This is a genomic window from Nocardia sp. NPDC059177 (genome assembly GCF_042755165.1).
Lineage (GTDB): Bacteria > Actinomycetota > Actinomycetes > Mycobacteriales > Mycobacteriaceae > Nocardia.
The window spans coordinates 74,091-87,224 of the sequence record NZ_JBHZBX010000024.1 but is presented as its reverse complement, the minus strand read 5'-3'; the positions used below and the strand labels follow the sequence as shown (position 1 = coordinate 87,224).

Genomic DNA, 13,134 nt, shown 5'->3' with positions numbered 1-13,134 from the left:
CAAAGCGCTCGACTGGGATACCCCAGCCGAGCGTTTGCGTGATCTACTTACCGCCTAACACCACGCAGTGTTGCGACGACCCCTGGAAACCGCCCGTGCGCCGGGCCCGTTTCGCGGGTGCGGGTCAGCTCGCGGCGGCGGGTGTCCAGTAGCCGGCGGTGACCATGCTCGGGCGTTTACGCATCGCGGCGAAACTGTGCCTGGCGGGGGAGAGCAGGGCGCTGAACCAGGATCGGCGGTATTCGGCGAGAGTCGCTGCGACAGCGGGGTATTCGACGCAGTGCACACCGCCGGGCAGGCCGAGGCGGTGGCGAGCCGTCCGGTGGTCTCTGGTGCCCATGATCATCCTTCGGTCGCTGGAGCGTGGCCTTCTCGCCTTGGCGAACATTAATCCACCCGACGCGCCCGGCCGCGGATCTTGCGCCGGTCGGCGCATCGGCGTGTCGGAAAGAATCCGGCGGGCCTGACCGCGCCGCGGCGTCGTCTGCGAGACTGGGCCCATGTTGCGGATCGGCCTCACCGGAGGCATGGGAGCGGGTAAATCCACAGTGGCGCGGACTCTGGTCGACTGCGGGGCGGTGCTGATCGACTCCGACGCGATCGCCCGCGAGGTCGTCGCGCCGGGCACACCGGGGCTGGCCGCGCTGGTCGAGGCGTTCGGGGCGGGCATTCTCGCCGCCGACGGCACCCTGGACCGGCCCGCGCTGGCCGCGGTCGCCTTCGCCGACGACGAGTCCAGGGGCAAGCTCAACGCCATCACCCATCCGCTGGTCGGTGCCCGCACCGCCGAGCTGATCGGCGCCGCGCCCGCGGAAGCGATTGTCGTGCAGGACATTCCGCTGCTCGTCGAGAACGGCCTCGCGCCGCTGATGCAGCTGGTGCTGGTGGTCGGCGCCGATGTCGAGACCCGGCTGCACAGGCTGGTCGAACAGCGCGGCGTCGCCGAGGCCGACGCGCGGACCCGGATCGCCGCGCAGGCCACCGACGACCAGCGCCACGCCGTCGCCGATGTCTGGCTCGACAACAACGGTGCCCCGGAGCTCGTCGAGGCGCAGGTGCGCCGGCTGTGGGCGGACCGGCTGGTGCCCTTCGAGCGCAATCAGCGCGAGGGCGTGCGCGCCCGTGCCGGCTACCGGCTGGTGCCCGCCGACCCGGAATGGGGTGCGCAGGCACGCCGGATGATCGCGCGGTTGCATCTGGCGTGCGGGGCGTCGGCGGTCCGGATCGACCACGTCGGGTCGACCGCGATCCACGGGCTGGCGGCCAAGGATGTCATCGACATCCAGGTGACGGTGGCCGACCTGGGCACCGCCGACGCGCTCGCGGGCGCACTGGCCGCGGCCGGGTTCCCGCTCGCCGCCGGGGTGACCCACGACAATCCGAAGCCGACCCCGGGCGATCCGGCCGGTACCGATCTCGCCCACTGGGGCAAGCGGCTGCACGGCAATGCCGACCCCGAGCGACCGGCGAACATCCATCTGCGCGTGCAGGATTCGCCCGGCCAGCGCTTCGCGCTCGCGCTACGCGACTGGCTGCGCGCCGAGCCGGACGCGCGCACGGCATACCTGGCGGTCAAGCGCGAGGCCGAGCAGGCCGCCGCCGACAAGGCGGGCGAGGCGGCGGGGGAGGCCTACTACGCGGTGAAAGAGCCCTGGTTCGACGCGGTGTACCCGACGGTGACCGCATGGGCTCACGCCCGCGCGTGACCCGAGCTGATCCACGCGCCACGACACCGCCCCCCGCTCCCGGGCCGAGGCGGTGTCGTCGTCTCAGCGCCAGGTGATCGTCATCCCGAGATCGGCGAGCCAGCCCTCCAGGGAGTACCCGTGCGCGGCGATCCCGTCGATCGCGGCGGTCGCGTGTTCGATGGCCGCCTGACATTGTGCCGGGGTGAGCTGGCCGTCGGTGTTGGCGGCGAGCAGCTCGTCGACGTCGACCAGGCGCACATCCCGGCCGGTGCGTACCAGCACGTCGAGATAGTGGTCGATCGAACGCCACAGGGTGGGCGATTCCCGGGTGAACTCGCCGATGTCGACATAGATGTCCTGCCACTGCTCCACGCCCGGGTTGTAGCCGAACGTCGTCGCGCGCAACGACAATCCGGGCACGATCCAGGATTCGAGATAGTGGAAGTTGGGGTGGTCGGAATGGCGGGCCATGTAGAGCCCCCACGGCTCCTCCCGGTAGATCTCCACCGGCCGGACGAAACCCTTGGGGTCGGTGTTCGTCTGCGCCGCGATGTCGAAGTACTCGACCTTGGGTGGGTGCACGTGCACGGTGGACGACTGCGTCATGTTCGCAGAATCTACCGGCGCGCCCGGCCGGGCGCCCGCGCGCGGACTCACATCCAGCTCAGCGTGACCCCGCGGGTGCTCAGCCACTGCTCGACATCGTGATCCTCGGTGGCGAGTCCGTCCAGGACGGTGGCCGCGCGCGCGAAGGCGCGATCGGCCGAGGCGGTGTCGACCTGCCCGGCGGCGTGCGCGGCGAGCAGCGCGCTCGCCCCGCGCAGGCTCGACGAGCGGCCCCGGCGCACGGCGACGGCGAGCAGGCAGTCGACGGACTTCCAGCGTTTCGGCCCGACCTGGGTGATCTCGGCGATGTCGAGGACGTAGTCGTGGCTGCGGTGGTGGCCGGGGCGGTCGTGGTCGATGGTGATGCGGATCGACTCGTTCGGCAGCAGCCAGGACTCCTGGTAGCGCCCGTGCGGGCGGTCCAGGGTGCGGGCCAGATAGATGCCCCAGGGGTGCGCCTCGTACCGGTCGACCGGGCGGATGTAGCCCCTGGTGTCGGTGGCGGTGAGCTCGGCCAGGTCGAAGAACTCGACGCGGGGGCGCTGCGGCGGCGAACTGTCCGCCGCGGGCGGCGCCGGCTGGGGCCCGCGGAGATCGCGCGCGAAGTAACCCGCGAATCCGGTGACCGCCGGAGCCGCGACGAGCAGGGGAAGCAGTGCGCTCATGGCCTTGTCCTTCACCACGTGCCGATGATCAGCTCAGAATACGCCCGGATCGGGTGTCCTGTCCGGCCCGTTTCGTACCTGGTGGGCGAATGGCCTTGCCGCAGGGGATTTTTCGGGCAGACAGGCGGATGCCGGCCGGTTGCCGGGTGGTGCTGCGGGGGTGGGCGCGATCACGCGCTCGTGAAAGTTGTCGGTGGTCGGGCCTAACCTGGTGTGCATGGCATTCGCAACCGAGATTCCGACGGAAGGGTACGAGGACCGGGGGCACCCGCTCGCGCATTCCGAGCACCGGCCCGTCGGCACGATCGAACGCGCCGGTGGGCGGTTCGAGGTGGTCAGCGAGCACAAACCCGCTGGTGACCAGCCTGCCGCCATCGCCGAACTGGAGCGGCGGATCACCGCGGGCGAGAAGGACGTGGTGCTGCTCGGCGCCACCGGCACCGGCAAATCGGCCACCACGGCCTGGCTGATCGAGAAACTGCAGCGCCCTACCCTGGTGCTCGCGCCGAACAAGACCCTCGCCGCCCAGCTGGCCAACGAGTTGCGCGAGATGCTCCCGCACAACGCGGTCGAGTACTTCGTCTCGTACTACGACTACTACCAGCCCGAGGCCTATATCGCGCAGACCGATACCTACATCGAGAAGGACAGCTCGATCAACGACGATGTCGAGCGCCTGCGGCACTCGGCCACGTCGAGCCTGCTCTCGCGCCGCGATGTGGTGGTGGTGGCCTCGGTGTCGTGCATCTACGGCCTGGGCACCCCGCAGTCCTACCTGGACCGCTCGGTGCAGCTCGAGGTGGGCGGCGAGGTCGATCGCGACGCGCTGCTGCGGTTGCTGGTCGACGTGCAGTACACCCGCAACGACATGGCCTTCACCCGCGGCACCTTCCGGGTGCGCGGCGACACCGTCGAGATCATCCCCTCCTACGAGGAGCTCGCGGTGCGCATCGAGTTCTTCGGTGACGAGATCGAGGCGCTCTACTACCTGCACCCGCTCACCGGCGATGTGGTGCGCCAGGTCGACTCACTGCGCATCTTCCCCGCCACCCACTACGTGGCGGGCCCGGAGCGGATGAACCGCGCGGTCGGCGACATCGAGGCCGAGCTGGCCGAACGGCTGGCCGAGCTGGACAAACAGGGCAAACTGCTCGAGGCGCAGCGCCTGCGGATGCGCACCGAATACGACCTGGAGATGATCCGCCAGGTGGGCTTCTGCTCGGGCATCGAGAACTACTCGCGCCATATCGACGGGCGCCCGGCCGGTTCGGCGCCTGCCACCCTGCTCGACTACTTCCCCGACGACTTCCTGCTGGTGATCGACGAATCGCATGTCACGGTGCCGCAGATCGGCGGCATGTACGAGGGCGACATGTCGCGCAAGCGCAACCTCGTCGAGTTCGGTTTCCGGCTGCCGTCGGCGGTCGACAACCGGCCGCTGACCTGGGAGGAGTTCGCCGACCGGATCGGCCAGGCGGTCTACCTGTCGGCCACTCCCGGCCCGTACGAGCTGGGCCAGGTCGGTGGTGAGGTCGTCGAACAGGTGATCCGCCCGACCGGCCTGGTCGACCCGCAGGTCGTGGTGAAACCGACCAAGGGCCAGATCGACGATCTGGTACACGAGATCCGTGGCCGCACCGAACGCAACGAGCGGGTCCTGGTCACCACCCTCACCAAGAAGATGGCCGAGGACCTCACCGACTATCTGCTCGGCCTCGGGGTACGGGTGCGCTACCTGCACTCCGAGATCGACACCCTGCGCCGCGTCGAACTGCTGCGGCAGCTGCGCCTGGGCGAATACGACGTGCTCGTCGGTATCAACCTGCTGCGCGAGGGCCTCGACCTGCCCGAGGTGTCGCTGGTGGCGATCCTCGACGCCGACAAGGAGGGCTTCCTGCGGTCGAGCACCAGCCTCATCCAGACCATCGGCCGCGCGGCCCGCAATGTCTCCGGCGAAGTGCACATGTACGCCGACAAGATCACCGACTCGATGCGGCACGCGATCGACGAGACCGACCGCCGCCGCGCCAAGCAGGTCGCCTACAACACCGCCAACGGCATCGATCCGCAGCCGCTGCGCAAGAAGATCGCCGACATCCTGGATCAGGTGTATCAGGAGGCCGAGGACGAGGTGGCCGTCGGCGGCTCGGGCCGCAATGCCAGCCGTGGCAGGCGCGCGCAGGGCGAGCCGGGCCGGGCGGTCAGCGCGGGCGTCTACGCCGAACGTGATGTGAAGTCGATGCCACGCGCCGAACTCGCCGATCTGGTCACCGAGCTCACCGCGCAGATGATGAACGCGGCCCGCGAACTCCAATTCGAGCTCGCCGGCCGACTGCGCGACGAGATCGCCGACCTCAAGAAGGAACTGCGCGGCATGGACGCCGCCGGAATCGGCTAGCCGGCGGTGGCGGTTCCGCAGATCGACCTCGACGACGTCCCCACCACCACACGGTGCCAGCCGCCTATGTCACTGCTCAGCCATCCAGGCGGCGATGCGGCGGTCGGCTTCTTCGCGGGAGACCTCTTCGACGCGGGTGATCACTGCCCAGCGGTGCCCGAACGGGTCGATCACCACGCCGAAGCGTTCGCCGTTGACGAAGGTCTGTGGTTCCTCGGCACTGCGGGCGCCGTGCTCGAGCGCGCGGGCGATCACGGCGTCGACATCGGGGCAGTAGTGCACGATCGAGGTGTGCACCCAGTCTTCGGGGGCGCGAACGTTGTTGTCCGGGATCGGCATCCCGAGCTGCAGGGTGGAGTCACCGATGAGCAGTTCGGCGTGGGCGGGCTGTCCGTCGGGCCGGTCGGCGCGGCTGAGGACCTTGGCCTCGAACACGGTGGAGTAGAAATCGATGGCCGCGTTGCCGTCGGGTACGGCCAGGAAACAGGTGATGGAGTGGTAGCCCTCGGGAATGGGCGCAACGGTTTCGGTCATGTCATCGATCATGGCCGGGCCGGGGACGAGGGTCTTGTAAGAACGCGACAGGGCAGCCGTGGCCGTGCCGGGTGATGCGCCCGGATCCGGTGACCAGCGCGGCATCCTGCATCCCGGCGAGCAGGCCAGGCATCGCAGCCTGGACCGGTTGCCGGTCGGCCCGGCGCTGGCGGGGTTCGCCGATCGGTACTGGGTGGTGCGGTGGGATCTGCGCGGGCAGCCTGCCTATCGGGCCGAGGTGCTGTCGTTTCCGTGTGTGAATGTCACCTTCGAGCGCAGCGATTCGCGGACCGGCGGTTTCGTCAACGGGGTGTGCACGACCAAGTACGTGCGTGAACTCAGCGGCGAGGGCGAGACGTTCGGTATCCGGTTCACCCCGGGTGGTTTCGGTGCCTTCACCGGCATGGATGTCGGTGTGCTGCGCGATGATTCGGCCCCGTTGACCGAGGTGCTGCCCGCGGCGGCCGGATTGGCCGAGGCGGTGCTGGCCGAACCGTCGGACGCGCGCCGGTGCGCGCTGATCGAGGCATTCTTCGACGGCCGCGGCCGGACCGGCGATCCGCATTTCGCGCTGGTGTCACGCATTGTCACGGCCATGGCCACCGACTCCGAACTGACCAGGGTCGACCAGGTGACCGACCGGTTCGATGTGCCGGTGCGGACGTTGCAGCGGCTGTTCCGCCGCTATGTCGGCGCCGGCCCGAAATGGGTGCTGTGCCGATTCCGGTTGCAGGATGCCGCCGACCGCCTCGCCCGCGGCGAGGGCGTAGATCTGGCCGAACTGGCTGTCGAGCTCGGCTATTTCGACCAATCGCATTTCACTCGGGAGTTCAGCGCGGAGATCGGGATGGCGCCGTCGGAATATGCGCGAAAGGCGGCGCTCGGGCAGTCTGCGCCGCGCTGAACCGGCCGTCGAGACCCTATTTTCTCCAGGTCTGAAATATTGTCGTTTCGGCTGAGTGGGCCGGTGTCGATCGATACCGTCCGTGCAATGACAACCTCTTTCCGCCGGTTCTCCCGTCCCACCGTCCTCGGCGGCGCGCTCACCACGGCACTGGCCACCGCCGCCCTGCTCGCACCCTCGGTCGTCGCCGCCGACCGCTACGTCGCCGCCGCGGGCACCGACCACCTGGCCGGCTGCTCGTACCAGGTCACCGCCGTCGGCGTGGTCGGCTACAGCAGCGGTGAAGCCGGTGCCCGCGTCACCTTCTACGACAACGGCCAGGAGTTCGACAGCGTCACCGTGCCCACCATCGGTACGACCACCGGGAGCTGGCGACCCGCCACCGCCGGCGAACACACCCTGACCGTGCAGGTGGACAACTACGGGTCCCCGTACTGGATCACGCCCGCGACGGTGACGGTGTCGGAGAATCCCGGCACCGGCAGCGCCGCGTGTGGTCTGCCGAGTTTCTCCGGCTGATGTGAGGAAAGTCCCAGCGGCGCAGCGCCGTTGATTGCGTTGTGATAGGCCACAGTTTTCCCGGTCGGCGGTTCGATCGCCCCAGGTGACTGTCGAGCAGTGTCGCGCAGGCCACCGCACCAGCGCGGACACCGCACAACACTCCCGGTGTGATCTGTTGCGATTTCTGATAAATCGGCCTGTTTTGGCGTTAGGGTCGACCCAATTGCCGCGCTGATGCTCGATTCCCGGGTTGTTCGGTGCCGGCGCCGACCAAGTTGGAGGAGAGATGACCGCCTACCGGACCATTGTCGTCGGTACTGATGGCTCGGACTCGTCGTACGTCGCAGTGGAGAAGGCCGCCGCCCTCGCCGGCGACGCGGAGGCAACTCTCGTGCTCGCCTGCGCGTACTTCCCGACCGACGACCGCGATGTCGCCGCCGCGGCCGATGTGCTCAAGGACGAGGCCTACCAGGTGCGTGGCTCCGCGCCGACCAACGAGATCCTGCAGATCGCACGGGAGAAGGCCACCGCCGCCGGTGCCAAGAACATCGTCGAGCGGGCGATCGTCGGCGAGCCGGTCGATTCGCTGCTGGACCTGGTCGTCGAGACCAAGGCCGATCTGCTGGTCGTCGGCAACCGGGGCCTGAACACCCTGACCGGCCGGCTGCTGGGCTCGGTGCCCTCGGACGTGGCCCGTAAGTCGCGCTCGGACGTACTGATCGTGCACACCGTCCGCTAGCGGACAACACGAAAGCCCCGGATCACGGATCCGGGGCTTTTCGTCGCCTCAGGCAGGTTCGAGGGACGCGAGCACCGCGGGCAGGTCGGCGGAGTGGACCACGGCCAGCCGCTGGGTCGCGCGGGTCAGCGCGACATAGAGGTCGTTGAGCCCGCGCGGTGACTCGTCCAGGATCCGCTGCGGTTCGACCAGGTACACCCGGTCGAACTCCAGCCCCTTCGCGTCGTGCACGGTCAGCACCTGCACCGACTCACCGGCCAGCGCCGACAATCCGGGGACGAGCGCGGCGGGCGCGAGCACCGCGCTGGTGCCCGGCCCGTGCTCGGCGGTGAGCAGCCGGGCCACCTCGTCGTGTACCCGATCGGCCGGAACCCGGTGCGCGCGTGGCGGATTGCCGGTCTCGCGCACCGAGCGCGGCACCTGCCCGCCGGGGTCGATCGCGGCCAGCACCTCGGCGGCCACCGCCATGATCTCGGCCGGGGTGCGATAGTTCACGGTCAGTTCGGTGAGCTTCCAGCGTTGCGCCACATAGGGTTCCAGCACCCGCTGCCAGGACGACGCGCCGGCCGGGTCGCCGGTCTGGGCCACATCGCCGACAACGGTGATCCAGCGATTCGGGATCCGCCGCATGACCATCCGCCAGGCCATCTCCGAGAGCTCCTGCGCCTCGTCGACGATCACATGACCGTAGGTCCAGGTGCGATCGCCTGCCGCGCGCTCGGCGGTGGTCTGCCGATTGCCGAACTCCTGCCGCTGGGCCAGCTGGGCGGCGTCGATCAGGTCGTAGGCCATCAGGATCTCGGGGTCGAGCTCGTCCTCGATGTCCTGCGGCGCCGAACCGGTGAGGATGTCGAGCGCGTCCTGGGCCTCGGCCAGCTGGGCGCGCCAGCGGCGGCGCGCGCGTTCGCGTTCCTCGGTGTCGTCGACGCCGAGCAGCTCGGCCAGTTCGTCGAGCAGCGGGGCGTCGGCGGCACCGAACGTGCCGTCGTCGGCGCGCACCAGCTCGGCGCGGTCCTGCGGGCTCAGCGATTTGGCCGCGCGGTCGATGCGGGCCGGGTCGGCCAGCAGATCGGCCAGCACGTCCTGGGGCGACAGGATCGGCCACAGTGCGCTGATCGCGGCCTGCACGTGCGGGTCGGCGCGCATCTCGTCGCCGATCTCACTGAGGTCGGCCGAACTGAGCAGGCTCGAACCGCCGGACAGGTCGGCGCCCATCGTGGCGGCGAGCTGATCGGTGAGCGCGTCGATCACCGCGGCGGCGAAGATCGGGCGGGCCAGGTTGTGCGGGCGCCGCGAGGAGCGGGCGCGGCCGCGGGCCTTGGTCGCGATCTTGCGGTCCAGCGTCACCGGATAGCCGTCGAAGGACAGCCGCACGGGCTCGGCCGGCACCTCCTGCCGGTCACGCACCGCCTGTTTGAGGACATCGAGCATGGCCAGCGAGCCCTTGATCTCGCCGGCCCGCAGCGAATCCTCGCGCACCGCCTTCACCCCGGGATACAGGTCGCCGACGGTGGACAGCAGCACGCCGGTCTCGCCGAGTGAGGGCAGCACCTGGCCGATGTAGTCGAGGAAGGTCGCGTTCGGCCCGATGATCAGCACGCCGCTCTTGGCCAGCTGCTGGCGGTAGGTGTAGAGCAGATAGGCGGCGCGGTGCAGCGCGACGGCGGTCTTGCCGGTACCCGGCCCACCCTGGACGACGAGCACGCTCTTGTGCTCGGAGCGGATGATGGTGTCCTGCTCGCTCTGGATGGTCTCGACGATGTCGTTCATGTGCCCGGTGCGGGCGGCGTTGAGGGCGGCGAGCAGCGCGCTCTCGCCGCCGACGCCGTCGTCGGTGCCGGTCGCGCCGTCGCGTTCGGCGGCGGCGAGGTCGAGGTACTCGTCGGTGATCGCGGTGACCGCGCGATTGCGCGAGCGGATGTGCCTGCGCCGGGTGACGTCCTCGGGATTGGCGGTGGTGGCCAGGTAGAACGGGCGGGCCAGGGGAGCACGCCAGTCCAGCAGCAGCGGCTCGAAGTCGTCGTCCTCGTCGAGGATGCCGAGGCGGCCGATATAGCGGGGCGGCTCGGTGGCGTGGTCGCCGTCCAGGTCGATCCGGCCGAAGCACAGCCCGTGCTCGGCGGCGTCGTATTTGGCCAGGTCCTCGTGGTAGAGCTGGGTGAACGACTCCCGCTCGCTGCGGGCCTGCGGGGTGCCCCCGGTCTCCAGCAGCACGGTCTCGAGCCGGTTCTGCGCGTAGCGGCGCATGCCGTCGAGCTTGGTGTAGAGCACCGAGAGGTACTGCTGTTCCTGCTCGATCTCGCGGCTGGGGGCGGCGGGTTCTGCGGTGCGTTCCTCGGCGAGGCGGTCGGGCAAAACAGGACTCCTTGTCACCGCGGTGCGAACAGAGTTGTCGAGTCTACTTGCCCGGGCAGGGGCCGTGGACCCCGTCGAGCGGATCGACAGTGCAACAGCGGGCACCGATGCGGGTATTCCGGCCGACCCGGCCGTCAGGACGCGTGTGTGCTGTTCGAGCGCCTGCCCGGACCGAGACCGACATCACGATGGCCGGCCGGCTTGTCGCGGTACATGGCCAGGTCGGCGTCGTGCAGCACGGCCTCGGGACTGCGATGCTCGTGCGGGCCCAGTTCGGTGATGCCCACCGAGGCGCTCACCTCGAGCCGGTGCCCGCGCGCGAGGATCGGCTCGGCCATGGTGACGCGCAGGCGTTCGACCAGCGCGGGCAGATCGGCGCGCTGCGGATGCCCGGACAGCAGCACCAGGAATTCGTCGCCGCCGAGCCGCCCGACCAGGTCCTCGGCGCGCAGCGCGCGTTGCAGCCGCTGGGCGACGATCTGCAGCACCGTGTCGCCGATCGCGTGGCCGAGGGTGTCGTTGATCGCCTTGAACCCGTCGAGGTCGATGAACAGCACGGTGGTGACCAGGCCGCCGCCCTCGTCGGCCAGCGCGGTGGCGAGCTGGGACAGGATCAGCGAGCGATTGGCCAGCCCGGTCAGCGCGTCGTGGGTGGCCTGGTATTCGAGCTGGCGCCGGCTGGCGCGGAACTCGGTGATGTCGGCGAAGGACGACACTCCCGAGGAGTCCGGGCTCTCCGGATTGAGCAGCCGGCAGTTGCACGACAACCACACCTGGCGCCCGTCGGCGCGGGCCACGCCGAAGACGTACTGGGTGACCGCCTCGCCGGTCGCGAGGGTGTGCGCCATCGGATGACGTGCCGTGGGCAGCAGCGTGCCGTCGCGGTCGACCATGGTCACCGGCAGCTCGTCGATGAGCCTGCCGATCACCGGGGTGGAATCGTCGATACCGAGGATGCGCATACCCGCCGGGTTGATCGATTCCAGCCGTCCGCGCCGGTCGACGACGAGGACGCCCTCCTCGAGCTGGGACACCACGGTCGTGAAATGCGCTTCGGCCCGCCGCGCGGAGGCCTCCGCCGCCCGCTGGGCCGTCAGATCGTGCACCACCACCTGGTAGGCGAGCTCGTCCTGCCACACCGTGAGCACCGACACCGTCTGCACCGGCACGGTGTGCCCGTCGACGCGGACCAGGTCCATCTCGGTCGGCGGTGAGGCGGCGCCCTCGGCGGTCAGCTGCTCGATCCGTTCCAGCATCGCGGGCACCGAGTCCGGATGGACGAAGGCGGTGATGGACAACCCGAGCAGATCCCCGGCCGAACGGGCCCCGAGCAGGCGGACCATGGCCGGATTGACGTAGACGATGGTGCCCGATTCGTGCACGCAGATCGCGTCGGGCGTGTGTTCGACCAGCGAGCGGTACCGCTGCGCGAGCTGCTCGGCGCCCGCGGCGTCGGATTCTGCCACTGCGATACCCCCGATCTCGGCCTGGTTCGGCAACGGTGAACAGGACTACTGTGGTGACCTTCGATGAGATCCGCGAGGAGCGATGTGAAACCGGGTGCGCTTCCGGGCGGCAGGGCCCACCGTCTCGATTCTATGTCGATCGCCGGCGTCGGTGTCGTCTCCGGCTACGGCTGGGGTCGCGAAGCGCTGTGGCAGGGGCTGCTGGGTGGCAAGCCGGCGGCCCGGCTGTACCCCGGATACGGGCCGGACCGCGACCAGCACGCCTGGGTCGGCCGGATTCCCGACGGCGGTGACCCCGCGCACGGTCGTTCGTTGTTCGGGCGTGCCGTGGCCGGCTCGGCGGTCGAGGCGATCGCCGACGCCCGCTCGCGCGGCTGGCGTCCCGAGGGCCGGACGGTCGGCCTGGTGCACGCCATCACCCTCGGCGACGTGGCCGACTGGCGGGATTTCTACCTGGTCGACCACGCTCACCGCCGCTCCCGCGACTATCTCGGGCTGCTGCCGTCGACCCCGGTGTCGGTGGTGATGCAGGAGCACGGCTTCCACGGCCCGGCGATGAACGTGTCGGCGGCGTGCAGCTCGGGCACCGTCGCGCTGCTGACCGCGCAGCTGTGGCGCGCGGCCGGGCTGGCCGACGACGTGCTGGTCGTGAGCACCGACATCTCGGCCACCCCCGACATGCTCGAACACTTCGTCCGGATGGGCGCCGCGGTCGCCGATGCCGACCCGTTCACCGCCTGCCGGCCGCTGCAGGCGGACTCGCGCGGGTTCGTCATGGCCGAGGCCTCGGTCGCGCTGCTGCTCACCGACGCGGTCGAGACGCCCTACGCCCGGGTGCTCGGCGGCGCCATGACCAACGACGCCTTCCACGTCGTCTCCGTCGACCCCAGCCACACCCAGGTGCTCGCGTGCGCCCGGGGCGCGCTGGCCGCCGCCGGCCTCGACGCCGCCGATATCGCCCTGGTCAACCTGCACGGCACCGGCACCCGCCAGTGCGACGCCGCCGAACGCGATGTGCTCGGCACCGTCTTCGCCGACGGGCCGCTGGTCACCGCGCTCAAACCGCTGGTCGGGCACTGCCAGGGCGCGTCGGCGGCGGTGGAGATCGCGACCCTGGCCCTGTCCTGCGAGCGCGGCGTCGCGATCTCGGCGCCGGTCGTGGCACCGGGGCACCCGCGGCTGCTCGACGGGCCCGCGCCGATGCCCGTGGGTCCGATCATGAAACTGTCGATGGGGATGGGCGGCAACAATGCCGCAGTCGTCCTGACCGGCCCCTGA

General features: G+C 69.9%; 12 protein-coding genes. 6 read left to right on the top strand and 6 right to left on the bottom strand.

The features are described 5' to 3' along the window. Nucleotides 1–124 precede the first annotated feature (124 nt). Nucleotides 125–340 (bottom strand): hypothetical protein, encoded by a 216-nt coding sequence (locus tag ACFXK0_RS25245; protein ID WP_379413308.1) that lies wholly within the window; start codon nt 338–340, stop codon nt 125–127. A 160-nt stretch (nt 341–500) separates the two neighbouring features. Between ACFXK0_RS25245 and coaE the strand changes: the two genes are divergently transcribed. Then, the gene (gene coaE, locus ACFXK0_RS25240; RefSeq protein WP_379413306.1) at nt 501–1,706 is read left to right on the top strand and encodes a dephospho-CoA kinase; all 1,206 of its coding nucleotides are present in this window, start codon (nt 501–503) and stop codon (nt 1,704–1,706) included. Nucleotides 1,707–1,769: 63 nt separating this feature from the next. Here coaE and ACFXK0_RS25235 read toward each other — a convergent pair whose 3' ends face one another. Then, the gene (locus ACFXK0_RS25235; RefSeq protein WP_379413304.1) at nt 1,770–2,294 is read right to left on the bottom strand and encodes a DUF402 domain-containing protein; all 525 of its coding nucleotides are present in this window, start codon (nt 2,292–2,294) and stop codon (nt 1,770–1,772) included. A 47-nt stretch (nt 2,295–2,341) separates the two neighbouring features. Further along, nucleotides 2,342–2,959, bottom strand: a complete 618-nt coding sequence (locus ACFXK0_RS25230; RefSeq protein ID WP_379413303.1) for a hypothetical protein — start codon at nt 2,957–2,959, stop codon at nt 2,342–2,344. A gap of 217 nt (nt 2,960–3,176) precedes the next feature. Between ACFXK0_RS25230 and uvrB the strand changes: the two genes are divergently transcribed. After that, on the top strand, nt 3,177–5,357 hold the full coding sequence (uvrB, locus tag ACFXK0_RS25225) for an excinuclease ABC subunit UvrB (RefSeq protein WP_379413301.1): 2,181 nt from the start codon (nt 3,177–3,179) through the stop codon (nt 5,355–5,357). Nucleotides 5,358–5,426: 69 nt separating this feature from the next. Here the strand turns inward: uvrB and ACFXK0_RS25220 are convergent, their stop codons facing one another. After that, complete coding sequence (locus ACFXK0_RS25220; protein ID WP_379413299.1) at nt 5,427–5,891, bottom strand: VOC family protein; 465 nt, start codon at nt 5,889–5,891, stop codon at nt 5,427–5,429. A gap of 58 nt (nt 5,892–5,949) precedes the next feature. Here ACFXK0_RS25220 and ACFXK0_RS25215 point away from each other — a divergent pair, with 58 nt between their 5' ends. The 3 genes from ACFXK0_RS25215 (at nt 5,950) to ACFXK0_RS25205 (ending at nt 8,035) form a co-directional block, all read left to right on the top strand. Then, nucleotides 5,950–6,795, top strand: a complete 846-nt coding sequence (locus ACFXK0_RS25215) for a DUF6597 domain-containing transcriptional factor (protein WP_379413297.1) — start codon at nt 5,950–5,952, stop codon at nt 6,793–6,795. Nucleotides 6,796–6,882: 87 nt separating this feature from the next. Then, entirely contained in the window at nt 6,883–7,314 is a 432-nt protein-coding gene (locus ACFXK0_RS25210) for a hypothetical protein (protein ID WP_379413296.1), read from the top strand. A gap of 268 nt (nt 7,315–7,582) precedes the next feature. After that, complete coding sequence (locus ACFXK0_RS25205; RefSeq protein WP_379413295.1) at nt 7,583–8,035, top strand: universal stress protein; 453 nt, start codon at nt 7,583–7,585, stop codon at nt 8,033–8,035. 48 nt (nt 8,036–8,083) lie between these two features. Here the strand turns inward: ACFXK0_RS25205 and ACFXK0_RS25200 are convergent, their stop codons facing one another. Both ACFXK0_RS25200 and ACFXK0_RS25195 read right to left on the bottom strand, forming a co-directional pair. After that, entirely contained in the window at nt 8,084–10,390 is a 2,307-nt protein-coding gene (locus ACFXK0_RS25200; RefSeq protein ID WP_379413293.1) for a HelD family protein, read from the bottom strand. Between the two features lie 134 nt (nt 10,391–10,524). Continuing rightward, complete coding sequence (locus ACFXK0_RS25195; protein WP_379413291.1) at nt 10,525–11,856, bottom strand: diguanylate cyclase domain-containing protein; 1,332 nt, start codon at nt 11,854–11,856, stop codon at nt 10,525–10,527. Nucleotides 11,857–11,988: 132 nt separating this feature from the next. Here ACFXK0_RS25195 and ACFXK0_RS25190 point away from each other — a divergent pair, with 132 nt between their 5' ends. After that, nucleotides 11,989–13,134, top strand: coding sequence for a beta-ketoacyl synthase N-terminal-like domain-containing protein (locus tag ACFXK0_RS25190; protein WP_379413290.1), 1,146 nt, complete (start codon nt 11,989–11,991; stop codon nt 13,132–13,134).

What these genes read in the sequence shown, in the direction of transcription:
- ACFXK0_RS25205 (WP_379413295.1), top strand. Translation starts at nt 7,583, where the DNA reads ATGACCGCCTACCGGACCATTGTCGTCGGTACTGATGGCTCGGACTCG.
- uvrB (WP_379413301.1), top strand. Translation starts at nt 3,177, where the DNA reads ATGGCATTCGCAACCGAGATTCCGACGGAAGGGTACGAGGACCGGGGG.
- ACFXK0_RS25190 (WP_379413290.1), top strand. Translation starts at nt 11,989, where the DNA reads ATGTCGATCGCCGGCGTCGGTGTCGTCTCCGGCTACGGCTGGGGTCGC.
- ACFXK0_RS25220 (WP_379413299.1), bottom strand. Translation starts at nt 5,891, where the DNA reads ATGACCGAAACCGTTGCGCCCATTCCCGAGGGCTACCACTCCATCACC.
- ACFXK0_RS25210 (WP_379413296.1), top strand. Translation starts at nt 6,883, where the DNA reads ATGACAACCTCTTTCCGCCGGTTCTCCCGTCCCACCGTCCTCGGCGGC.
- ACFXK0_RS25235 (WP_379413304.1), bottom strand. Translation starts at nt 2,294, where the DNA reads ATGACGCAGTCGTCCACCGTGCACGTGCACCCACCCAAGGTCGAGTAC.
- coaE (WP_379413306.1), top strand. Translation starts at nt 501, where the DNA reads ATGTTGCGGATCGGCCTCACCGGAGGCATGGGAGCGGGTAAATCCACA.
- ACFXK0_RS25245 (WP_379413308.1), bottom strand. Translation starts at nt 340, where the DNA reads ATGGGCACCAGAGACCACCGGACGGCTCGCCACCGCCTCGGCCTGCCC.
- ACFXK0_RS25230 (WP_379413303.1), bottom strand. Translation starts at nt 2,959, where the DNA reads ATGAGCGCACTGCTTCCCCTGCTCGTCGCGGCTCCGGCGGTCACCGGA.